Annotated in this window: 3 protein-coding genes; all 3 read left to right on the top strand. The window is 67.7% G+C overall.

From position 1 onward, the window contains the following. Nucleotides 1-293: 293 nt before the first annotated feature. Entirely contained in the window at nucleotides 294-7,925 is a 7,632-nt protein-coding gene (locus tag ABZ293_RS39650; protein WP_355189458.1) for an SDR family NAD(P)-dependent oxidoreductase, read from the top strand. Between the two features lie 51 nt (nucleotides 7,926-7,976). Beyond that, nucleotides 7,977-18,884: a type I polyketide synthase gene (locus tag ABZ293_RS39645; protein WP_355189456.1), complete on the top strand. Its 10,908-nt coding sequence runs from the start codon at nucleotides 7,977-7,979 to the stop codon at nucleotides 18,882-18,884. Then, nucleotides 18,881-26,025 (top strand): type I polyketide synthase (locus ABZ293_RS39640; RefSeq protein WP_355189454.1); only part of this gene is annotated, 7,145 nt, incomplete at its 3' end. The genes ABZ293_RS39645 and ABZ293_RS39640, both read left to right, overlap by 4 nt.

Genomic DNA, 26,025 nt, shown 5'->3' with positions numbered 1-26,025 from the left:
CGAGTGGCGACGGGATGCTGGCTCACTCGTCGCCCGATCGCCACGCCTCATCGAGTGGCGACGGGATGCTGGCTCACTCGTCGCCCGATCGCCACGCCTCATCGAGTGGCGACGGGATGCTGGCTCACTCGTCGCCCGATCGCCACCCCTCATCGAGTGGCGACGGGATGCTGGCTCACTCGTCGCCCGATCGCCACCCCTCATCGAGTCGCGACGCGACGCTGGTCCACTCGTCGCCCGACCAACACCCCCCAACGAGTCGTGACGCGACGCTCTCCTTTGGCGATGGCACCGTGCTGATAACCGGCGGCACCGGCGGCCTCGGCGCGCTTGTGGCCCGGCGTCTGGTCGCCGCACACGGAGTCCGCCGCCTGCTGCTGGTGTCCAGGCGTGGCGAAAAAGCGGACGGCGCAACGGAACTGGTGTCCGAGCTGGCGGAGGCCGGAGCTGCTGTCAGGGTGGCGGCCGGCGATGTAGCGGATCGAGAAGCCCTCCGTTCGCTGCTGGATTCGATCGAGGCCGATCATCCGCTGACCGGCGTGGTCCATGCGGCGGGTGTCCTCGACGATGGCACCCTCGCGGGCCTGACCGCCGAGCAACTGCGGCGAGTGTTCGACTCGAAGGCTGCGGCCGCATGGCATCTGCACGAGCTCACTCGCGACCGTGAACTATCGGCCTTCGTACTGTTCTCATCCGTCGCGGCAGCGATCGGATCGGCGGGACAGGGCAACTACGCGGCAGCGAACGCATTCCTCGACGCGTTGGCGCACCGTCGCCATGCCGAAGGGCTGCCAGCGATATCGCTGGCCTGGGGGCCCTGGAATTCCGCCGCCGGTATGGCCGGCGGCTTGGACCGCAGTGCCGTAGCCCGCTGGGAAAGGCTCGGTCTGCACCCGCTCGGGAACGACGAGGGGCTTCGGCTGTTCGATACGGCCACCGGCCGCGCCGCCGCACACCTGGCCGCGATCGGGTTCGACCCGGCGCAGCTGCGGCGTGCGGCGCGCGACGGTGCGGTGCCCGCGGTGCTCCGCGGATTCCTGCCCCGCACCACAGCCCCGTCCGCGACCGCGTCGAGTTCGCTGGGTACCCGACTGAGCCGGGTACCGGAGGCCGAACGATCCGCGGTGGTGCTCGAGCTGGTCCGAGAGCATGCGGCAGCTGTGCTCGGGCACGGCTCCGCCGAAGACATCAGCCCCGACGCCCGATTCGACGCACTGGGATTCGACTCGCTCGGCGGCGTCGAATTCCGCAACCGCCTTTCCAAGGCCACCGATGTCCAGCTGCCGTCCACCCTGGTCTTCGACCACCCCACCGCCGCGGCGGTTGCCGCCCTCTTGCACGCCAAGACCGAGGGAACGGCGTCCGGTTCCAGGACGGCACGGGTGTCGCGCCGGGTACGCGTGGACGAGCCCATCGCGATCGTCGGCATGAGCTGCCGGTTCCCCGGCGGCGTCCGAACCCCGGAGCAGTTGTGGGATCTGGTGCGGTCGGGTACCGATGCCACCACGGAATTCCCGAACGATCGCGGCTGGGATCTCGAGCGGCTGATCGACCAGGATCCGGACAAACCCGGCACGGTCTACAGCCGCGGTGGCGGATTCCTGGACGATGCCGGTGATTTCGACGCCGGATTCTTCGGAATCAGCCCGCGCGAGGCCCTGGCGATGGATCCGCAGCAGCGGTTGCTGCTGGAAGCCTCATGGGAGGCATTGGAGCAATCCGGAATCGACCCGGTCACGTTGCGCGGCAGCGATACCGGCGTGTTCGCGGGCGCGTGCGCCTCCGGATATGTCGACCGCGTCACCGGTGACCTCGAGGGGTTCCGGCTGACCGGCACCACCCACAGTGTCGTCTCCGGCCGCGTCGCCTACCTGTTCGGCCTCGAGGGACCAGCGGTCACGATCGATACCGCGTGCTCGTCCTCACTGGTGGCATTGCATCTGGCGTGTCAGGCCCTGCGCCAGGGCGAAACGTCGCTGGCGTTGGCGGGTGGCGTCACCGTGGCCGCAACCCCTTATCTCTCCGTGGATTTCGCGCGGCAGCGCGGCCTGTCGCCGGATGGCCGCTGCAAGGCGTTCTCCGCCGCGGCGGACGGTGTGGCCTTCGCCGAAGGTGTGGGCGTACTGGTGTTGGAGCGGCTGTCGGACGCGCAGCGGCTGGGCCACGACATCCTGGCCGTCGTTCGGGGCAGCGCGGTGAACCAGGACGGCGCGAGCAATGGCCTGACCGCGCCGAACGGTCCGTCGCAGGAGCGAGTGATCGCGCAGGCCCTCGCGAATGCCGGGCTCACCCCCGCCGACGTGGATGCGGTGGAAGCGCACGGGACCGGTACTCCGCTGGGGGATCCCATCGAAGCCAACGCGTTGATCGCCGCATACGGGCAGGAGCGCGGGGATCGGGAGCCGCTGCGCATCGGATCGATCAAATCGAATATCGGCCATACCGTCGCGGCGGCCGGTGTCGGTGGCGTGATCAAGATGGTGCAGTCGCTGCGACACGAAACCCTGCCACCGACCTTGCACGCGGAAACGCCGTCCCCGCACGTGGATTGGTCGGCCGGCGCGGTGCGCCTGCTGACCCGGCCGGAACCATGGCGCGCAGGGGAGACGGTTCGCCGAGCCGGTGTGTCCTCGTTCGGAATCAGTGGCACCAACGCGCACGTGATCCTCGAGGAGGCTCCGGCTCGGGCGGCATCGACGCCCGAGCACGGTTCGGCCCTGCCGAACGTCGATGTCGCTGTGGCGTGGACGATATCGGCCACCTCGGAGGAGGGCCTGCGGGCGCAGGCCGAGCGGTTGCGGGCGTGGTCGGCCGATCGCCCGGAGGTCGATATCTGGTCGGTGGCGCGGTCATTGGTGGACTCGCGGGCATTGCTGGATCGTCGGGGGGCCGTCGTCGGTCGGGATCGGGACGAACTGCTGGCGGGTCTGGCCGATTTGGCGGTGGGTTCGCCGGGCACGATCGAGGGGACGGCGGGTTCGGGGAAGACGGCGTTTCTGTTCACCGGGCAGGGTGCGCAGCGGGTGGGGATGGGCGCGGGGCTGTACGAGGCGTTTCCGGTATTCGCGGCGGCGTTCGACGAGGTGTGCGCGCAGGTCGATCCGTTGTTGGGTCGGGCCAATCCGTCGCCCGACCACCACCCCTCGACGAGCTCCGCGCTGTCCTTGAAGGAGCTGATGTTCGCCGACGCCGAGGGTGTGTTGGATCGGACCGAATTCACCCAGCCGGCATTGTTCGCGTTCGAGGTGGCGTTGTTCCGGCTGATCGAATCATTCGGTGTGACACCGGATCTGCTGATCGGGCATTCGATCGGTGAGTTGGCGGCGGCGTATGTGGCGGGGGTGTGGTCGCTCGAGGATGCGTGTGCGCTGGTGGTGGCGCGGGGTCGGTTGATGGGTGCCCTGCCGGAGGGCGGGGCAATGGTCGCGGTCGCGGTGCCGGAGGCCGAGGCGTTGGAGGTAGTGGCCGAGTTCGGCGGGCGGGTGTCGTTGGCGGCGGTGAACAGTCCGTCGTCGGTGGTGTTGTCCGGGGAGCTGTCCGCGATAGCCGAGATCGGTGATCGGCTTGTCGGTAAGGGAGTGCAGACCTCCCGGCTGCGGGTCAGTCACGCATTCCACTCGGTGTTGATGGAGCCGATGCTCGACGAGTTCCGTTCTGTCGCCGAAGGATTGACGTATCGGGAGCCGTCGCTGCCGATCGTGTCGAACGTTTCGGCGGTCGTGGTCGCTGCCGAGCTGACCGATCCCGAGTATTGGGTCGAGCAGGTGCGGGGGTGCGTCCGGTTCGCACCGGGGATCGACGCCCTGGTCGAGGCGGGTGTGCGGCGGTTCGTGGAGATCGGACCGGATGCGGTGCTGGCCGCGATGACTCGGCAATGTCTGGTCGAGACTCCGGCGGTCGAGGCCAGGTCGACGGTGGTCGCGGCCGCCCGGCGCTCGATCGACGAGCCGACTCAGTTCGTGTCCGCGCTGGCACAAGCCGCTGTTGTCGGTGTGCGGGTGGACTGGACGCCGCTGTATGCGGGCCGCCCCACGGATCGGGTGACGTTGCCCACCTATGCGTTCCAGCATCGACGCTACTGGGCGCAGCCGGTCGACGCGCCGGAGTTGTGGCAGTCGGGCCTGGACGATGCGGGGCATCCGCTGTTGGGTGCGATGGTGCGGTTGCCGGATTCCCAGGATGTGGTGTTCACCGGGAGGCTGTCCCGAGCCGGTCATCCTTGGCTGGCCGATCACGCCGTTGCCGGGGTGACGTTGCTGCCCGGCGCCGCCCTCGTGGAGCTGGCCCTGCACGTGGGAGCGGCGGTGGAATGCCCGCGACTGGCGGAGCTGATCATCGAGGCACCCCTGCCGATACCGGCTGCCGGGGCCGTCGAGCTGCGGGTGGTAGCGGGTGGACCGGGGGAAACCGGCGCACGGACGGTGTCGGTGTACTCGCGGTCGAACGGTGGTGATCCCGACTCGCGCAGCGACGATTCGGACCAGTGGGTGCGCCACGCAGTCGCGACGGTCACCGCGGGGGCGGACACGCCCCCGGTCGACTCCGGTCTGGTGAGCTGGCCGCCCGCGGATGCGACGGCGATAGCGATCGATCACGCCTACGCGGATCTGGCCGAGCGGGGCTATGAATACGGACCGGCGTTCCGCGGACTGACTGCCCTGTGGGGCTGCGACGGTGTGGTGTTCGCCGAGGTCGTACTGCCAGAGCCCGCACGATCGGACGGCGCGAAATACGGTGTGCATCCGGCATTGTTGGATGCCGCGCTGCACGCGATCCTGCTCGGTGGGCTGGCTCCCGACACCAGGGCCGGTGCGATCGCCGTCCCGTTCTCCTGGGAGAACATCGCCCTGTATGCGACGGGCGCGACCACCGTGCGGGTCCGTGCCGCGGTGACCGGCTCCGGGCCGGCGGGCGAACGGATAACCGTAACCCTCGCCGACCCGGCAGGTGTGGCTGTGGCCGAAGTGGGGGCACTGACGCTGCGGATGTTGTCGGCCGATGCGCTCGGCTCGGTGCACCGTCCTACCGAAGGCGTTGGCTACGAGGTGAATTGGGTCGCGCTACCCGAGCCCGCGGGTGAGCTCACCGCGGCCGACGCCTGGAGCCTTGCCGAGGACGGTGACGGTGAAACCGTGACGATCGCGGGACGGGACACGACGGTGTTGCGGCTCGACGCCAGGACCGTCGACGGCGATCTCCCTGCGGCGGTACGGGATCGGGTCACCGAACTCGCGGCGCAGGTGCGGCGGCTGCTGACACAGGACCGGCGCATCATCGTGGTGACCCGGCAGGCGGTCGCCGTACATCCACACGAGTCGGTGGACCTGCCAACGGCCGCGGCGTGGGGTCTGCTGCGTACGGCACAGAGTGAGAACCCGGACCGAATTCTCCTCGTCGATATCGAGGACCGGGCGGATTATCGGATCGCTGTGGCCCTCGCGTCGGCTACCGGCGGCGAACCCCAGCTGGCCGTGCGGCGCGGAAAGGCGTATGCGCCGCGCCTGCACCGCGGTGGTTCGAACCCGCTCGAAGTCGTGTCGCGCGACACCTCGGTCGGTCCGGTAGGCGAGAGCGCGGCGTCACCACATGGGGCTCCGCACGGGTCGCATCGGACACCGGCATGGGCGCTGACGCTGCTCGACAAAGGCACGCTGACCGAAGACAACTTCGGTGTGAGCGACCAGCCGAATGCGTTGGAACCGCTTGCACCAGGACAGGTCCGGGTGAGTATGCGGTCGGTCGGCCTCAACTTCCGAGATGTGCTGATCGCGCTCGGTACCTACCCCGACAAGGCTGCGCGTATCGGCGGTGAGGGAGCCGGGGTGGTGTTGGAGGTCGCACCGGATGTGACCGAATTCGCTCCCGGCGATCGGGTTTTCGGGTTGATCCCGGGTATCGGCTCGGTGGCGGTGGCCGATCGCCGACTGCTTGCGCCGATTCCGCGTGGCTGGTCGTTCACCCAGGCCGCGGCGGTTCCGATCGTGTACGCGACCGCCTACTACAGCCTCGTCGACCTGGCCGATGCGCGTCCCGGTGAGACGCTGCTGCTGCATGCGGCGACCGGTGGTGTCGGCCTGGCAGCCGTGCAACTCGCGCGGCACCTTGGCCTGCGATTGTTGGTCACCGCCAGTGAACCCAAGTGGAATGTGTTGCGCGATTTGGGGTTCGACGACTCCGATATCGGTAACTCGCGCACATTGGATTTCGAGCAGAAGTTCCTCGACGCCACCGACGGTCGCGGTGTGGACATCGTATTGGATTCGCTGGCAGGCGAATTCGTGGATGCGTCGTTGCGCTTGCTGCCACGCGGTGGTCGGTTCGTCGAAATGGGCATGATCGACCGGCGTGATCCGGTCGAGGTGGCCGCCCAGCATCCAAAGGTGGACTACCACAGCTTCATGCTGATGGAGGTGGGTCCGGATCGGCTGCACGAGATTCTGACCGCTCTGGTCGAGCTGTTCGAGGCCGGGAATTTGGCGCCGTACCCGTCCATCGCGTGGGACCTGCGGCAGACGTCGGACGCCTACCGGTACCTGAGCCAGGCCCGGCATATCGGCAAGAACGTGCTCACCGTGCCGGTGCCGCTGCGGCCCGAGGGCACCGTGCTCATCACCGGCGGCACCGGAGGATTGGGCGCGGTGGCCGCGCGACACCTGATCACAGTGCATGGTGTGCGCAGACTGGTGTTGGCAGGTAGGCGTGGTCCGGAAGCGCCCGGCGCGGCCGAACTCGCCGCCGAGCTGACCGCGCTCGGCGCGCATGTGGATGTGGTCGCGTGCGACGCGGCCGATCGAGCCGCACTGGACGCGGTGTTGGCGGCAATACCGTCGCAGCATCCGTTGACCGGTGTCGTACATGCGGCGGGCGTGCTGGCCGACGGTCTGCTCGCCACCATGACGCCGGAGCAGATCGCGACGGTGTTGCGGCCCAAGGTGGATGCGGCCTGGAATCTGCACGAGGCGACCAAGGACTTGGATCTGTCGGCGTTCGTGCTGTACTCCTCGATCGCGGGCGTGATCGGCAATCCGGGCCAAGCCAACTATGCGGCCGCCAATGTCTTCCTCGACGCGTTGGCGCAACACCGGCACGTTCTCGGTCTGCCCGCGACATCGGTGGTATGGGGGCCATGGGAGCAGAGCGGCGGTATGACCAGTGCGCTCGGCGAGGCCGACCTCGCCCGTCTGCGGCGCGAAGGTCTCCTGCCGTTGGGCGACGAGGACGGCATGGAGCTGTTCGACGCCGCGCTGGCGGGCGGCCGGTCGGCGTTCGTTGCGGTCCGGATCGACCGAACCGCTCTCGGCGCAGCGGATCCCGGTGAGGTGCGCGCGGTCATGCGTGGCCTGTCGCAGGCATCGCGCCGCCCGGTGGTCGCTACGACGAGTGATTCGCCGACAGCGTCGAATGGGCGCTCCGCACCCTTGGTTGCGCAACTGCTCGACCGCCCAACGGTCGAACAGGAACGTGTCATCCTCGACGTGATCCGTGCCCAGGCCGCACTCGTGCTGGGACACACCGGCGCGGAATCGCTCCCTCCGGACAAGCCGTTCAGCGATATCGGGTTCGACTCGCTCGGCGTGATGGAATTCCGCAACCGGCTGAAATCGGCTGTGGGCGTGCAGTTGTCCGCGACCACGATGTTCGACTATCCCACCCCGGAGGCGCTGGCCGGTTATATCCGGCAGGAGATCGTTCCGGTCGACGACCCCGCGGAGCGTATTGCGGCCGAGGTCGAGTCGCTGGCGCGCAGTTGCGCCACGGCCGAACTGTCGGCTGCGGACCGGTCGGATATCGCAAGCAGGTTGACCGCACTTTTGCGTGAGCTCGAAGGCAAGGACGGCGGCGAAATCGATCTGGGCGGCGGCGCCGACAGTCTCGAAGCCGCGGACGACCGCGAGCTATTCGATTTCATCGACCAACTCAGTTGACGCAAGTTCCCGACCACCTCAGCTGAGCAAACACGATCTGGAGTTCCACCGATGGCCGACAACGACGAGCTGCGCCGGTATCTGAAGAAGACCGCGAAGGAGCTCTACGAGACCAAACAGCAACTGCGCGTGCTCACCGAACGGTCGCGGGAACCGATCGCGATCGTCGGTATGGCTTGCCGGTACCCCGGTGGTGTGCGCTCCGCCGCGGATCTGTGGCGCATGGCCTCGGACGGTGTGGATGCCATTGGGGACTACCCGACCGATCGAGGGTGGGACCTGGAACGGTTGTTCAACCCGGATCCCGATGTGCCAGGCGGCATTTACACCCGTGACGGTGGGTTCCTCGACTCCATCGGCGAGTTCGACGCGGCCTTCTTCGGAATCGGCCCGCGTGAGGCCGCGGCGATGGATCCGCAGCAGCGCCTGATGTTGGAGGCGTCCTGGGAGGCGTTGGAGGATGCGGGTATCGACCCGGTGTCGTTGCGCGGCAGCGACACCGGCGTCTTCGCCGGCGTCGTCCATCAGAATTACGGTCCCCGCATCGGCTCGCCGAATATCACCGCCGAGACCGAAGGCCATGCCTACCTGGGTGTTTCGAATGCGGTGCTGTCCGGTCGGATCGCGTACACATTCGGCTTCAAAGGCCCGGCCATATCGGTCGATACCGCCTGCTCGTCGTCGCTGGTGGCGTTGCATCTGGCGTGCCAGGCGCTGCGGCAGGGCGATACCTCGCTGGCGTTGGCGGGTGGGGTGACCGTGATGTCGGAACCGTCTTTGCTGATCGCATTCGCGCGTCAGCGTGCCTTGTCGCCAGATGCGCGCTGTAAGGCGTTCGCGGCGGCTGCCGACGGGACCGGTTTCTCCGAGGGGCTCGGCGTACTGGTGTTGGAGCGGTTGTCGGACGCACAGCGGCTCGGTCATACCGTGCTGGCGGTGGTGCGTGGCAGTGCGGTCAATCAAGATGGTGCGAGCAACGGCTTGACCGCGCCGAATGGTCTGTCGCAGGAACGAGTGATCGCGGCCGCGTTGGCGAACGCCGGCCTGGCCCCGTCGGATATCGACGCGGTCGAGGCGCACGGTACCGGCACCATGCTCGGGGATCCGATCGAGGCGCGGGCATTGATCAGCGCGTATGGCGCGCGGCGCGAGGCCGCGCCGTTGCGTCTGGGGTCGTTGAAGTCGAATATCGGTCATACCTCGGCTGCCGCGGGGGTCGGCGGCGTGATCAAGATGGTTCAGGCCATGCGCTACGGCGTGTTGCCGAAGACGTTGCACGTGGATGCGCCGACCCCGCATGTGGATTGGTCCGCGGGTACGGTGCGGCTCCTGCAGGACAGCGAGCCATGGCCGGCGGGGGACCGGATCCGGCGAGCCGGGGTGTCGTCGTTCGGAGTCAGTGGTACCAATGCCCACCTCATACTCGAGGAAGCGCCCGCCCATCCGGCCACTGCTCCGTCCGCAGACCAGGGCGAACCGGTACCGGCCGCGAAACCCGTTGTGGCCGATGTTGTTCCGTTGCTGATATCGGCCAAGTCCGACGAGGCCCGGCGTGCCCAGGCGGATCGACTGCGGCAGTGGTTGATCGACGATCCCGACATCGATGTGCGGGATGTGGCGTATTCCCTGGCAACGTCGCGGGCACAGTTGGACCGGCGTGGCGCGGTCGTGGGGCGGGACCGGGACGAACTGCTGGCCGGACTGGCGGATATGGTCGCCGGTTCGCACGGCACGATCGAGGGGAAAGCTGGTTCCGATAGGACGGCGTTGCTGTTCACGGGGCAGGGCGCGCAGCGAGTTGGTATGGGTGCGGGCCTGTATCGGGCGTTCCCGGTGTTCGCGGCGGCGTTGGACGAGGTGTGTGCGGAGTTCGATCCGTTGTTGGGTCGGCCGCTGAAGGACCTGATGTTCGCCGATGCCGAGGGTGTGTTGGATCGGACCGAATTCACCCAGCCGGCATTGTTCGCGTTCGAGGTGGCGTTGTTCCGGCTGATCGAATCATTCGGTGTCACACCGGATCTGCTGATCGGGCATTCGATCGGTGAGCTGGCGGCGGCGTATGTGGCGGGGGTGTGGTCGCTCGAGGATGCCTGCACGCTGGTGGCGGCTCGGGGCCGGTTGATGGGTGCTTTGCCGGCGGGCGGCGCAATGCTCGCGGTGGCGATCGGCGAAGGACCAGCTGTCGATATCGTCGCCGATTTCGCCGACCGGGTGTCGATCGCGGCGGTGAACGGTCCGTCGTCGACGGTGCTGTCCGGGGACGACGAGGCGATCGATGTGGTCGAGCGGCGGTTGTCCGCCGAGGGTGTGCAGACGAATCGGTTGCGGGTCAGTCATGCGTTTCATTCGGCGCGGATGGATCCGATGCTGGCCGAGTTTCGTGCGGTGGCCGAAAGCGTGGGGTATCGGTCGCCGCGTGTGCCGATCGTGTCGAACGTGTCCGGTGAACTTGCCGGGGATGCGCTGACCGACCCGGAGTATTGGGTGCGGCAGCTGCGGGGTTGTGTGCGGTTCGCATCGGGTGTGGACACTCTGGTCGCGGCGGGTGCGCGATGGTTTGTCGAGGTTGGGCCCGATGCGGTGCTGGCGGCAATGACGCGTGGCTGTCTGGCCGAGAACCCCGAGGTCGAGTCGGTGTCGTCGGTGACGGCGGCTGCGCGGCGGTCGGTCGATGAGGTGGAGCAGTTCGCTACTTCGCTGGCGCAGGTTCATGTCGCGGGTGCGCGGGTGGATTGGCGTTCGTGGTTCGCGGGTCGTGCGGCACGTCGGATTCCGTTGCCTACCTACGCCTTCCAACACCGCCGGTTCTGGTTGTCCGGTACCGTCGATGCATCGCCGTCGTCGACGGATCATCCGATCCTGACCGGTGTGGTCGGGTTGGCGGGTACCGACGAATGGTTGTTGACCGGCCGGTTCTCGTTGCGGACTCATCCGTGGATCGCCGATCACCTGACCTACGGCGTGGTGGTTGTGCCGAGCGCGACGTTCATCGAGTTTCTCCTCGTCGCGGGTCGTCGGATCGGTTGTAGCGCGGTGGAAGAGCTCACGCTGCAGGCGCCGATTCTGCCGACCGCGGACGACGAGGTCGAGTTGCAGGTGCTGGTGCAGGCGGCGGACGAGTCCGGGCGGCGTCCGTTCGATTTCTATTTCCGCAAGTCCTCCGATGCCGAATGGATCCATAACGCCACCGGTGCGTTCGGGGCGCAGCGCAACAGCGCGGAGCTCCTCGAGGGGGGGCGGTCGGGTGACGGGTGGGCTGGTGATTCGGCGTTGCTATCGCGGCTGCGGGAGGAGCAGTGGCCGCCGGTCGATGCCGAGGTTGTGGACAGCGCGCGGATTCCGGAGCGGATCGCGAAGCTCACCGGGCTCGAATACGGTCCGGCGTTCGTCGGTGTGCGTGCCGCGTGGCAACGCGATGACACGGTCTTCTCCGAGATCGTGCTGGACACCGATGCGGCGCCGCAGCCGGGACGGCACGACCTGCACCCCGCGCTGCTGGATCTGGTCATGCACGCGGGGTTCTCCGGATTGCTGTGGCGCGATGCGGATTCCGATCCCGATACCGGCAGGTTGCTGTTCCGGTGGGGTGGTGCCCGTTTCCACAGGTCGGCAACGGATGGCGGGCAGTGGCCGGCCGAGGTGACGTCGCTTCGGGTCATCGCGGTCGCGACCGGATCCGAGACCGTGTCGGTCGCGACTGTCGATCCGGATGGCAATCCGATCGTATCGATCGACGCGGTGGTGATGCGTCCGTATGACGTACAGGAATTCCGGAGCGGTCTCGGCGGTGCCGAGGCGGGCCTGTACCGGGTGCGCTGGGAGCCCACCGCGGAGTCGGGTGCGAGAGACGGCCGACCGTCGCTGGCGATGCTCGGGGACGCGACGGTGGCGGGGATCGACACGGAATACGCGTCGATCGCCGATGTCGTTGCGGCCGAGCGTATTCCCGGTGTAGTGGTGTGGCGAGCGACCGAGCCGCTCGCAGCAGGTTCGGCCGTCGATGGGCCGGGATCAGTGCGGGCTAGCGTGCACGGCGCGTTGGCGACGGTGCAGTCCCTGCTCGGCGAGCAACGTCTGTCCGATATCCGAGTGGTCGTGGTGACGACGGGCGCCGTCGGCCTGCCCGAAGAGACTCCCGATCCGGCCGCGGCGGCGGTGTGGGGACTGGTGCGCAGCGCGCAGTCGGAGCATCCGGAACGGTTCGTCCTCGTCGACGAGGATCCGGACCGGCCACTGGATGCCGACCGCATCGCGGCGGCCCTGCGGTCGGGCGAGCCGCAGATCGCGGTCCGTGGTGCGCAGCTTCTGGTTCCCCGGATGGTGCGCGCGTCCGCTTCCGAGAATCCGGGGCTGCGGCCGTCGTTCGGAGCTGGGACCGTGCTGATCACAGGCGGAACGGGTGGACTGGGTGCGTTGTTCGCCCGCCATCTCGTTGCCGAACATGGTGTGCGCAGTCTCGTATTGACCTCGCGCCGGGGGCCCGACGCGCCCGGCGCCGCCGAGCTGGTCGCCGAATTGGCGCAGGCCGGGGCCGAGGTCCGGGCCGTCGCGTGCGACGTCGCCGACCGCGTCGCGGTGCGCAACCTCCTGGAGACAATCGATTCCGACGCCGCACTGACCGCTGTCGTGCACACCGCGGGAATCCTGGACGACGGCACCATCGAATCGCTGACCGCCGACCAGGTGGACCGGGTGCTGGCGCCGAAGGTCGACGGGGCGTGGCATCTGGACGAGCTGACTCGTGGCCTGAATCTGTCTGCGTTCGTGATGTTCTCGTCGATCGCGATGGTGCTGGGGTCGTCGGGACAGGGCAACTACGCCGCGGCGAACGGCTTCCTGGACGCGCTGGCGCAGCGGCGGCGGGCCGCCGGGCTGGCCGCCACATCGCTGGCGTGGGGACCGTGGAACCAGGGCAGCGGTATGACCGGCGGCCTGGACCGCGCTGCCCTCGCGCGGTGGGATCGCTTGGGTCTGAGCCCGCTCGAAAGTGCCGAAGGGGCAAGTCTTTTCGACGATGCGCTGGCTCACTCGGATGCGTGTCTGGCGCCGATCCGGTTCGACGCGGGCGTCTTGCGTCGCGCATCCGATGTCGACGCGGTTCCGGCAGTGCTGCGCGGATTCGTGCGGCGTTCGAGCCCGACGCGACCGGCGCCGGTCGCCGCGCCGGCGGGCTCGCTGGCCGTCCGGTTGGCGGGTGTGCCGCAAGCTCGGCGCAGCGAGGTAGTGCTGGAGGTCGTGCTCACCGCGGCGGCGGCAGTGCTCGGCCATGATTCGGCCGCAGACATCCGGCCCGACCAGCGCTTCGACGAGATCGGTTTCGATTCGCTGGGTGGCGTGGAGTTCCGGAACCGGCTCGGCAAGGCCACCGGCCTGCAATTGCCATCGACGCTGGTATTCGATCATCCGACCCCGGCGGCGGTGTCGAAGCTGGTGCAGTCCCGCGTCGAGCCGACGGTGGGCGAACCCGTCAAGAAGGTTGTCCGCCGAGTCCGGGCCGCTGAAACATCGCAAGACGCGCCTATTGCGATCGTTGGCATGGCCTGCCGGTTCCCCGGCGGGGTCGAATCACCGGACCAGCTATGGGATCTCGTTGCTTCCGGAACCGACGCGACCGGCGATTTCCCGTCGGATCGGGGCTGGGATCTGGAGCGGCTGTTCGACGCGAATCCGGACAAGCCCGGTACCGTATACACCCGGCGCGGCGGATTCCTCTACAACGCGGGCGATTTCGACCCGGGATTCTTCGGGATCGGTCCACTGGAGGCATCCGCAATGGATCCGCAGCAGCGTCTGCTGTTGGAGGTGTCCTGGGAAGCTCTGGAAGACGCGGGCATCGATCCGACGTCGTTGCGGGGCAGCGACACCGGGGTGTACGCCGGAGCGGGCTATACGGGCTACATCGATCGGGTGGCCGGTGACCTGGAGGGCTACCGGCTCACCGGCACGACGAGCAGCGTGGTTTCCGGACGGGTCGCCTACGTCCTCGGTCTCGAAGGCCCGGCGGTCACCGTGGACACCGCATGCTCGTCGTCGCTGGTCTCGCTGCATCTGGCCTGCCAGGCGCTGCGCCAAGGGGAGAGCTCGCTGGCGCTGGCCAGTGGTGTGACGGTCGCGGCCAGTCCTTACCTCTACGTCGATTTCGCCCGGCAGCGCGGTCTCTCGCCCGATGGACGGTGCAAGGCGTTCTCCGCGGCGGCCGATGGCGTCGCCTTCGCCGAGGGCGTCGGTGTGCTGGTGCTCGAGCGGCTCGCCGACGCCCGACGGCTGGGGCACAACGTCCTGGCCCTCGTGCGCGGAACGGCGGTGAACCAAGACGGCGCGAGTAACGGCTTGACCGCGCCGAATGGTCCGTCACAGGAGCGGGTGATCGCGGCGGCGTTGGCGAATGCCGGGCTCGAGCCGTCGGATATCGACGCGGTGGAGGCGCACGGTACCGGGACGACGCTGGGTGATCCGATCGAAGCCCAGGCGCTGATCGCGGCGTATGGGCGCGACCGTGCGGAACAGCCGCTGCGGATCGGATCGATCAAGTCGAATATCGGCCACACCGTGGCCGCGGCAGGTGTCGGCGGGGTCATCAAGATGGTGCAAGCGCTGCGATATGAAACCCTGCCGAAGACACTGCATGCGGACGAGCCGAGCCCACATGTGGACTGGTCCGCGGGCGATGTCCAGCTGTTGACCGAGGCGCAGCCGTGGCCGACCGGCGGACGGGTCCGTCGGGCCGGGGTGTCGTCGTTCGGTGTCAGCGGCACCAACGCGCACGCGATCCTCGAGGAAGCGCCCGCCCAGTCGGTCGTCTCGGCACCGGCCGCCGACCGTCCGAGCACGGTGGTGCCCTGGCTGGTGTCGGCCAAGAATGAGACCGCCCTCCGGGCACAGGCCGCGAAACTGCAGCAGTGGCTGGTCGATCACCCCGACGCCGATCCGGTGGAGGTGGCATATTCGCTCGCGACGACACGTGCGCAGCACGAGTCGCGGGCGGCGGTCCTGGGCGGTGATCGCGACGAACTGCTGGCGCGGCTGGCGACGCTCGTCGCCGGATCTTCCTCGGCCGGAGTGGTTTCCGGCACGGTGGGCTCCGGGAAGACCGCCTTGCTGTTCACCGGTCAGGGCGCGCAACGGGTTGGTATGGGCGCGGGTCTCTCCGCTGCCTTCCCGGTATTCGCCGCGGCGCTGGACGAGGTGTGCGCCCGGTTCGATCCGCTGCTCGGATTTGCCCTGAAGCAAGCGATGTTCACCGGACACCTGATCGACGATCAGGGAGTCGCCACGGAGACCGGGATGCTGGATCGGACACGATTGACCCAGCCCGCGCTGTTCGCGTTCGAAGTGGCGCTGTATCGGCTGCTGGAATCGTTCGGAGTTGTCCCGGATGTGTTGATCGGGCATTCGATCGGTGAACTGGCCGCGGCGTATGTAGCCGGTGTGTGGTCACTGGAAGACGCCTGCGAGCTGGTCGCGGCACGCGGACGGCTGATGGCGGCGCTGCCGGAGGGTGGCGCAATGCTCGCGGTCGCCGCCTCCGAGGCCGAAGTCGGCGCGGCGATTGCCGGATTCGGTGATCGGGTGTCGGTGGCAGCGGTGAATGCGCCTGCGGCCGTGGTGGTCTCGGGTGACGAGGACGCCGTCGACGAGATTGATCGGCAGTTCACCGAGCAGGGTCGCAAGACGAGCCGGTTGCGGGTGTCGCATGCGTTCCATTCCCATCGGATGGAGCCGATGCTGGCCGAGTTCGAGACCGCGGCGGCGGGAGTAACCTACAACGCCCCACGGATTCCATTGGTGTCCAACGTCTCCGGCCGGATCGCCGGTGACGAGATCCTGGATCCGGGGTACTGGGTATCGCAGGTGCGCGCCGCGGTGCGTTTCGCGCCCGGTGTCGAGACGCTGGTGGCGTCGGGCGTGCGCCGGTTCCTCGAGGTCGGACCCGACGCGGTGCTCGCGGCGATGACGCGGCACACGCTTCCCGAGGATGTCGAGGCTCGATCCGTGGTCGCCGCGGCGGCCCGCCGGGATCACGACGAGGTCGAGCAGTTCCTCACGATGCTCGGCCAGGCGCATACCGCCGGGGTGGCTGTCGACTGGGCTGGGCTGTTCCCCGACCGGATGTCACGAGTTGCCTTGCCCACCTATGCCTTCGAACATCGGCGGTACTGGCTCGAACCCGGCCTCGGGGAGCCCCGCAATGCGTCGGAACACCCCCTGCTCACCGATGTGGTGCGAGTGGCCGACCGCGATGAGTGGCTGTTCACGGGGCGGCTTTCGCTGCGCACCCAGCCATGGATTGCCGACTACACCGCCTACGGTGTGGTGCTCGTCCCGAGTGCCGCGCTCATGGAGATGCTGCTGGTCGCGGGTCGGCGGATCGGATGTGACACCGTAGAAGAGCTCACCCTCGAGGCACCGATCCGCCCTCCCGTGGACGGCGATGTCGAACTGCAAGTACTGGTGCGGGAACCGGACTCCGCAGGACGTCGATCGTTCACGTTCCACTACCGCCTTACCGGCGCCGCCGACAGCGAATGGACGCGCACCGCCAATGGCGTATTGAGCGGTCAACAGCTGATCGACATCGGACTCGTGGACATGCTGCGAAACGAGCCGTGGCCGCCGGTGGACGCCGAACCGGTGGCCGCCGACTGGATTCCGGCCCAGCTGGCGCGTGCCGCCGGACTGGAATACGGTGCCTCGTTCATCGGCATCGACGCCGCGTGGCGCCGTGGTGACACGATCTTCTCCGAGGTCACCCTGAACCAGGAAATCCCGGCCGAACGGTTCCAGCTGCATCCGGCGCTGTTCGACATGGTGATGCATGCCGGACTTGTCCATGTGGTCGGGCCCGACGACAAGAGCAACCCTGCTGAGGTCGAACTCCCGTTCCGATGGGGCGCAACGCAATTCCACACCACGTCCCAGGTCACGACGTTGCGGGTGATGGCCATCCTGCGCAGCAGCGAGGCGATCAGTGTCGTGGCCGTCGACCAGGACGGAACTCCGGTGGTTTCGATCGACGAAGTGGTCATGCGCTCCTACGACATCCGGCAGTTCCGCGCCGATCCGGCGGGTGGACGGGCGGCGCGGTATGGGTTGCGCTGGGCGGCGGTCGGGATGCCCGACGGGCTCACCCCGACCGGGAGCGCAGCCGTGCTGGGCGGCGCGCAGGTGGCCGGAGTCGACGAGCGGTATCCGGATTTGGCGACGCTCGCTTCGGCTCCGACCGTTCCGGATGTTGTCATCTGGCCCGAAGCCGCAGCGCTGCACGAGGGGGCGCAGCCGTCCGCGCGTGATCGGGTGAATGCCGCCCTGCACCTGGTGCGAGGCTGGCTGGCCGACGAGCGATTCGCACGGTCTCGGCTGGTAGTGGTGACCAGAGGTGCGGCAGCACTGCCCGATGCGGCGCCGGATGCCGCATCGGCCGCCGTGTGGGGGCTGCTGTGCAGCGCCCAGGCCGAATATCCGGAGCGGATCGTGCTGCTGGACGGAGACGAATCCGGTGGTGCGCAGCATATTTCGGCCGAACAGATCCGAGTGGCGATCGCGACCGGAGAGCCGCAGGTGGCAGTGCGGGGCGATCGCATCCTGGTACCGCGGCTCGAGGCGGTAACGACCGCGGCGGCCGAGAACGTATCGTTCGGGTCCGGGACGGTGTTGATCACCGGCGGGACCGGGGGATTGGGCGCGCTGGTGGCCCAGCACTTGGTCACCGCGCACGGTGTGCGACGACTGCTGCTGGTATCTCGCCGTGGTGAGCGTGCGGACGGCGCGGCGGAACTCGCGGCGGAGCTGTCCCGGCTCGGCGCCGAGGCGCGGGTCGCCGCCTGCGATGTCACCGACCGCGACGCGCTTCGGGATCTGCTGTCGGGCATTCCCGCGGAGCACCCACTCACCGGTGTCGTGCACACCGCGGGCGTGCTCGACGACGGCACGTTCCGCACGCTCACCAGCGACCAGATCGATCGGGTATTCGCTCCCAAAGCCGATGCGGCGTGGTATCTGCACGAGCTCACTCGCGATATGAATCTGTCTGCGTTCGTGATGTTCTCGTCGATTGCCGGAATGATCGGGTCAGCTGGGCAAGCGAATTACGCTGCCGCGAACAGCTTCCTGGACGCCCTCGCAGTGCAACGCCGCGCCGAAGGACTACCGGCACTCTCACTCGCCTGGGGTCCGTGGCAGCAGGACATCGGCATGACCGGTGCGCTGGATCGCAACGCCATGAACCGGTTGGAGCGACTGGGACTGGCCCCGCTGGAGCGCACCGACGGCCTGCGGTTGTTCGATGAATCACTGACCACGGCCGCACCGGTGTCGGCATTGTTGCAGCTGGATACCGACAAACTGCGTCTGGAAGCGCATACCGGTCAGGTACCGGCAGTGCTGCGCGGGTTCGCTCGCGCGCACGGCCGGTCGGCCACGACATCGAGCGCTGAACCTTCACTCGGGCAGCGTTTGCACGGTGTGGCGGAGGCGAAGCGACGTGGAGTCGTTCTGGACCTGGTGCGGCAACACGTGGCGGCGGTGCGCGGTTACGAGTCGGCCGACGACATCGGACCGGAACGCGGCTTCAGCGAACTCGGCTTCGACTCCCTGGGCGGAATCGAGTTCCGCAACCGGCTTTCGAAGGTGACGGGGCTGTCGCTGCCCTCGACCCTGGTATTCGACTACCCCACCGCGGGAGATGTCGCCGACTACTTGCTGGCGCAGGCCGTGGCAACGACGCCCACGCACCTGACGTCTGTGGTGCCCGACGACATCGCGCGGCTCGAGGCCCTGCTCGAGCGGATTATCGCCAACGGCAGCGATAGCGACGAGACCGTCGCCGGATTGCGGGGTGTCAACGAGCGCCTGCGCACCTACCTGACCGGCAAGTGGTCGGACGGTGCGTACGACGATCTCGAATCCCATTCCGACAGTGAGCTCTTGGATCTGATCGACGAGGAGTTTGGCCCAGCATGAGCAATCCGAGCACCAGCAACGAGGAACGGCTCAGTCGGTACCTGCGGAAGGTCACCGGAGATCTCCGCGCCGCCAACAAGCACATCCACCAGCTGCAGGAGCGTGCCAGCGAACCGATCGCGATCGTCGGCATGAGCTGCCGATATCCGGGCCATGTCGAAACTCCGGCGCAGCTGTGGGAGCTGGTCGCTTCCGGTACCGACGCCATCGGTCCCTTCCCGACCGACCGAGGCTGGGACCTCGAGCGCCTGTTCGACACCGACCCCGATACGCCGGGGACTGTCTACACCCGGCAGGGTGGATTCCTGGATGCAGTAGCCGATTTCGATGCGGGTTTCTTCGGAATCGGTCCGCGCGCGGCGATGGCAATGGATCCGCAGCAGCGCCTGTTCCTGGAAGCAGCATGGGAGGCATTGGAGGACGCCGGTATCGATCCGGTGTCGCTGCGCGGCAGCGACACCGGTGTGTTCGCTGGCGTGATCCACCAGGACTACGGCCCCCGCGTGGGTTCGCCGGGCCTGACCGCCGAGGCGGAAGGCCATGCCTACCTTGGGGTTACCAGCAGCATCCTATCGGGGCGTGTCGCCTTCACCTTCGGTTTCAAAGGTCCGGCAATCTCGGTCGACACCGCGTGCTCGTCGTCGTTGGTCGCCCTGCACCTTGCTTGTCAGTCGTTGCGTCAGGGCGAGAGCTCGCTCGTCCTGGTTGGTGGGGTCACCGTGATGTCCGACCCCACCCAGCTGCTCGCCTTCGCTCGGCAGCGTGCGTTGTCCTCGGATGCGCGGTGTAAGGCATTCGCGGCAGCGGCGGACGGGACGGGAATCTCCGAGGGCCTCGGCATGCTCGTGGTCGAGCGGCTATCGGATGCACGCCGCCATGGCCACCACGTCCTCGCGGTCATCCGCGGCAGCGCGGTCAACCAGGACGGCGCCAGCAACCGGCTGACCGCACCGAACGGTCCTTCCCAGGAAAAGGTGGTTGCGCAGGCCCTCGCCAACGCCGGTCTGACGCCCGCCGACATCGATGTGGTCGAAGCACACGGCACCGGCACCCCCCTCGGAGACCCGATCGAGGCGCAGGCGTTGATCGCCGCCTACGGTCGCAATCGCAGCGGAGATCCGCTGCGCATCGGTTCGCTCAAGTCGAATATCGGACACACCTCCGCCGCAGCCGGCATCGGCGGTGTGATCAAGATGGTGCAGGCATTGCGACACGAAATGCTGCCCGCAACACTGCATGTCGATGCGCCGACCCCGCATGTGGACTGGTCGGCAGGATCGGTGCGGCTACTCACCACGGCAGAGCCGTGGCCGGCAGGAGAGCGGGTGCGTCGCGCCGGTGTGTCCTCTTTCGGCGCCAGCGGTACCAACGCTCACCTGATTCTGGAAGAGGCTCCCGCTCTGGCGGCGGCCCCTGCCGAACCGGAAGGCGATGCCGCCGATCGTGGTGCGAAGGCCGTGGCCTCCGGTGTCTCCCCATGGCTGGTATCGGCGAAAACCGAGGAAGGCCTGCGTGCGCAGGCGGCCAAATTGCGGCAATGGGTGATCGAACACCCCGACCTGACAGTCGACGATATCGGCTATTCACTGTTGACGAGCCGCGCCCAGCTGGACTGGCGGGGCACGGTGGTGGGCGACAACCGGGACACGATGCTCGCCGGACTGAGCGCGCTGGCCGAACACGGATCGGCGAGCTCCGCCGGTGGCGTGACGGCCGGGCAGGCGGTGCCGCGCAAGGCGGCCTTCCTGTGCACTGGGCAGGGCGCGCAGCGAGTCGGGATGGGGCGTGAACTGTACGAGGCGTTCCCGGCGTTCGCTTCCGCATTGGATGAGATCTGTGCGCAGTTCGATCCACTACTGGGCGGTTCGCTCAGGCAGTTGATGTTCACCGGTCAGCTGGTCGGTGGTGGTCCTGATAATGCCGATGCCAGTGTGCTGAATCGGACCGAGTTCACCCAACCCGCGCTGTTCGCGTACGAAGTCGCGCTGTGCCGACTCTTGAACTCGTTCGGTGTGACACCTGATGTCCTGGCCGGACATTCGATCGGCGAGCTGGCCGCCGCGTATATCGCCGGTGTGTGGTCGCTGCCGGACGCGTGCCGGCTGGTCGCGGCGCGTGGTCGCCTCATGGGGCAGCTGCCGGAAGGCGGCGCCATGCTGGCCATCGCGGCGAGCGAGCGCGAGGTAGCCGATGCGCTCGTCGACGATGCGCACCGAGTTTCCATCGCCGCGGTGAATTCACCTGGAGCCGTGGTGGTTTCCGGCGACGAGGACGCGGTGACGGCACTCGAGCAGAGGTTTGCCGACCGCGGGCGGAAGACATCGCGGTTGACGGTGTCGCATGCGTTCCACTCGCACCGGATGGATGCGATGCTGGCCGAGTTCGAGTCTGTCGCACGGGATGTGACCTACCATCGCCCGCAGACTCCACTGGTATCGAATCTCTCCGGCCGGATCGCCGGCGATGAAGTGCTGGAACCCGCTTACTGGGTGCGGCAGGTGCGGGCGACCGTTCAGTTCGCTCGGGGCGTGGACACCCTGGTGGCCTCGGGCGTGCGTCGATTCCTGGAAATCGGTCCGGATGCGGTGCTCACGGCCATGACCCGGCAATGCCTGCCGGAAGATATCGAAGCGCAGTCGTTGGTGGTCGCCGCAGCACGTCGAGGGCGCGCCGAGGTCGAGCAGTTCGTGAACTGCTCGGCGCACGCGTACACGGTCGGTGTCGATGTCGACTGGCGGGCGTTCTTCGCCGGCCGCTCGGTCTCGCGAGTGTCGTTGCCCACCTACGCTTTCCAGCGCCGTCGCTACTGGCTAGCGCCCGCTGCCGGCACGGCCGGTGTCGAATCCGTGGGTTTGGGTGCGGTGGAGCATCCGTTGCTGGGCGCGGTGGTGTCGGTGCCCGAGTCCGGTGGCGTGCTGTTGACCGGCCGATTGTCGGTAGCGACACAGCCCTGGCTGGCCGACCATGCGGTGGCCGGGTCGGTGTTGTTGCCGGGCACCGGGTTTGTGGAGTTGGCGTTGCGTGCCGGCGCCGTGACCGGGTGCCCGGTGATCGAGGAATTGACGCTGCAGGCGCCACTGCTGCTGCCCGCGGCGGGCGGTGTGCAGATCCACGTCGTCGTCGGCGGGCCCGAACATGAGTCCCCACAGCGGCCGATATCGATCTACTCCCGCGATGAACACGACCGCGACGAGCAGTGGGTACTGAACGCGCGGGGCCTGCTGACCACCCGCGACGACATGACCGAACCCGAACCGGTCGCATGGCCGCCGGCCGAGTCGAGTGGTATCGATGTCGCTGCCGCGTACCCGGAGCTGCTTGCGCGTGGTTACGACTTCGGTCCGGCGTTCCAGGGTGTGCGGGCGCTGTGGCGACGCGGTGCGGAGGTGTTCGCCGAGATCGCCGTCGATGCGGACGCCGGGGTGCGCGGCGAAGGATTCGGCATCCATCCGGCACTGCTGGATGCCGCCCTGCACGCGGGGGTGCTGGCCGGTGTGCTCGAAAGCATTGCGGGAAAGCCGGATTCACCGTTCACGGTCGCGACCGGGCAGGTCGTACTGCCGTTCTCGTGGGAATCGGTGTCGCTGCACGCGGCCGAGGCGTCGGTGCTGCGCGTACGTCTGACCCCGACCGGATCGTCGGTGTCGGTGTCGGTGTCCGATGCGCAGGGACAGCCGGTGTTGTCGGGATCGGTGCAGACCCGGCCGATGCCACTCGGACAACTCGCCGCGGCTGCCGCGGGCGCGGCCGATCCGGTACTGGAACTGGTGTGGTCGCCGACCGCGTCCGGGGCGGCGGTGGTGGCTGTAACACCTCGAGATGGGGGTTTGGGGTGGTGGGACCTGGATCCGGAGTCGCCGATACCCCCGGTGGTGGTGATCGAGGCCGGGTTCGGGTGGAACGGACACACCGGCACCGACGTGGTGACCGCCACCCATACCGAAGTCGTGCGGATCCTCGAGGTGGTGCAGGCATGGCTTGGTCAGGATCGGTTCGCCTCCAGCACCCTGCTGATCGCCACGCGCGGCGCGGTCGCGCTGCCCGGTGCAGACCTCACCGACCTCGCCGGTGCCGCGGTGTGGGGTTTGGTGCGTACAGCGCAGACGGAAGATCCGGGCCGAATCGTCTTGGTCGATGCGGACACCGGCATCGACGAGCAACTTGCGGCCACTGTCATGGCCGTGGGCGAACCCCAGGTGGTCGTGCGCGCCGGAGTCACACACACCGCTCGGCTCACTCGACCCGTGACCACGGTGCCATCCGCGCCGGGCAATGATGCTTCCGCCTTCGGCACCGGAACGGTGCTGATCACCGGCGGCACCGGCGGTTTGGGCGCGGTGGTGGCCCGGCATGTGGTGGCTGAGCACGGGGTGCGGTCGTTGCTGCTGGTGAGCCGCAGCGGTTCGCGGGCCGAGGGTGTGGCACCGCTGTGCGCCGAGTTGGCGCAATTGGGTGCACAGGTGCATGTGGTGGCTTGTGATGTCACCGATGCCGACGCGGTGGCCGGGTTGCTGGCCGAAGTACCCGCCCAGTGGCCCCTGACGGGTGTGATCCATGCCGCGGGTGTGCTCGACGACGGGGTCATTGCGTCGTTGACCGCACAGCGGGTGGACGCGGTACTGGCACCGAAGGTGGACGCTGCCTGGCATCTGCACGAGGCGACCGCGGAGCTGGATCTGGCGGCGTTCGTGGTGTTCTCCTCGGTGTCGGGCACAGTCGGTGGACCCGGGCAGGGCAACTACGCCGCCGCGAACACCTTCCTCGACGGGCTGGTGGCGCACCGGCGAGCACGGGGGCTGGCCGGCCAATCGCTGGCGTGGGGTATGTGGGCGCGCTCGAGCGGTATGACCGGACATCTGGGTGAGACCGATGTGGCCCGAATGAGTCGAGGCGGCTTCCTCGCGATATCGGATGAGCAGGCGTTGGCCGGATGGGATGCGGTACTCGAACGGGACGGGGCACATGCGGTGATCGCCGTGGTGGACACCGCCGCGATCCGTGCCCGAGCCGATGCCGGACTACTGCCACCGTTGCTGCGGGAGCTGGCGCCGGCGGCGGCCCGGCGCCCGGCGGCGACTTCAGCGGTGGTGTCGGGTCTGCGGCAACGGTTGGCCGGTTCGGACGCCGATCGGCAGCGGCAGGTGGTGCTCGATACCGTGCGCACGCACGCCGCGGCCGTGCTCGGTCATGACGGTGCGTCCGCGATCGATCCCGATCGCACATTCCAGGATCTCGGCCTCGATTCGCTGGGCGCCGTCGAGTTGCGCAACCGACTCAAAACCGCTACTGGCTTGTCGCTTTCGGCCGCGGTGGTCTTCGACTATCCGACACCGCAGACTCTCGCCACCTACCTGGCCGACGAGCTCACCGGCACCGGGCGGGACATCGCGGTCACTGCCGCCAAAGCTGTTGACGACGAACCGATTGCGATCGTCGGCATGGCCTGCCGGTACCCGGGTGGTGTCAATTCGCCTGAGGCTCTGTGGAATTTGGTCGTAGACGGGACCGACGCGACATCGGAATTCCCCGTGAATCGAGGTTGGGATATCGGACGTCTCTACGATCCCACCGGCGAGACACCGCACACCTCCTACACGCGTAAGGGCGGCTTCCTGCACTCCGCCGGCGAGTTCGATCCGGCGTTCTTCGGTATCAGCCCCAATGAAGCGGCAATGATGGATCCACAGCAGTTTCTGCTGCTGGAGACCTCATGGGAGGCGTTGGAGCGGGCCGGTGTCGATCCCACCGTGCTGCGTGGCAGTCCGACCGGGGTCTTCACCGGGATGATGTATCACGACTATCCGGCCAATGCGAACGTGGGATCCATTGCTTCCGGTCGAGTCTCGTATGTGCTCGGTCTGGAAGGGCCGTCGGTCACCGTGGATACCGCGTGTTCGTCATCGCTGGTGGCAATGCATCTGGCTGCGCAGTCGTTGCGGTCGGGCGAATCCGATCTTGCCTTGGCCGGTGGTGTGGCAGTGATGGCGACGCCTGAGGTTTTTGTCGAGTTCAGTCGGCAGCGGGGGCTTTCGCCGGACGGGCGCAGTAAGTCGTTCGCCGATGCCGCCGATGGTGTCGCCTGGTCCGAGGGTGCGGGTGTGCTGGTGTTGGAGCGTTTGTCCGACGCTCGCCGTAATGGGCATCAGGTTTTGGCGGTGATGGCTGGTTCGGCGGTGAATCAGGATGGTGCGTCGAATGGTTTGACTGCGCCGAATGGTCCGTCGCAGCGGCGGGTGATTCGTCAGGCGTTGGCGAATGCCGGAGTATCCCCGGTCGAGGTCGACGCGGTCGAGGCCCACGGCACCGGCACCACCCTGGGTGATCCGATCGAAGCCCAGGCGCTGCTGGCGACCTACGGACAGGACCGGCACCAGGATCGTCCGTTGTGGTTGGGGTCGTTGAAGTCCAACATCGGTCATGCTCAGGCTGCTGCCGGTGTGGGTGGTGTGATCAAGATGGTGATGGCGATGCGCCACGGGCTGCTGCCGCAGACCCTGCATGTCGATCAGCCCTCGACGAAGGTCGATTGGTCCGAGGGTCATGTGCGGCTGTTGACCGAGCCGCGGCCATGGCCCGTGACCGATCGGCCGCGCCGCGCCGGTGTGTCCTCGTTCGGTATCAGCGGCACCAACGCCCACGTCATCCTGGAACAGGCTCCGGTGGTGGAGCCTGCCCCGGTGCCGGTTGTGCGGACTGTCCCGGCTGTGTTGCCGTGGGTGGTTTCGGCACGCAGTAGCGATGCTCTTGCCGCTCAGGCTGATCGTTTGACATCGCATATGGGCGAACACGATCCGATTGATATCGGTTTCTCGTTGGCGTCGGCGCGCAGTGTGTTCGAGCATCGCGGGGTTGTCGTGGCCGAGGGGCGTGACGATCTGCTGGCGGGTGTGCGGGCATTGGCTGCCGGTGTGCCGGCTCCCGGTGTGGTGTCCGGTCGTGTGGTGTCGGGTTCGACGGGTGTGGTGTTTTCCGGTCAGGGTGCGCAGTGGGCGGGCATGGCTACTGAGCTGCGCGGTGCGTATCCGGTGTTCGCCGAGGCTTTCGATGCGATCGTGGCTGAATTGGATCCGTTACTGGGGCAAACGGTTTCGCTGAGTGCTGCTTTGGTGAGCGATGACCTGATCGACCGGACGGTGTTCGC

The organism is Nocardia sp. NPDC005998 (genome assembly GCF_040614395.1).
Lineage (GTDB): Bacteria > Actinomycetota > Actinomycetes > Mycobacteriales > Mycobacteriaceae > Nocardia.
This window is presented reverse-complemented; position numbering and strand designations above follow the sequence as displayed.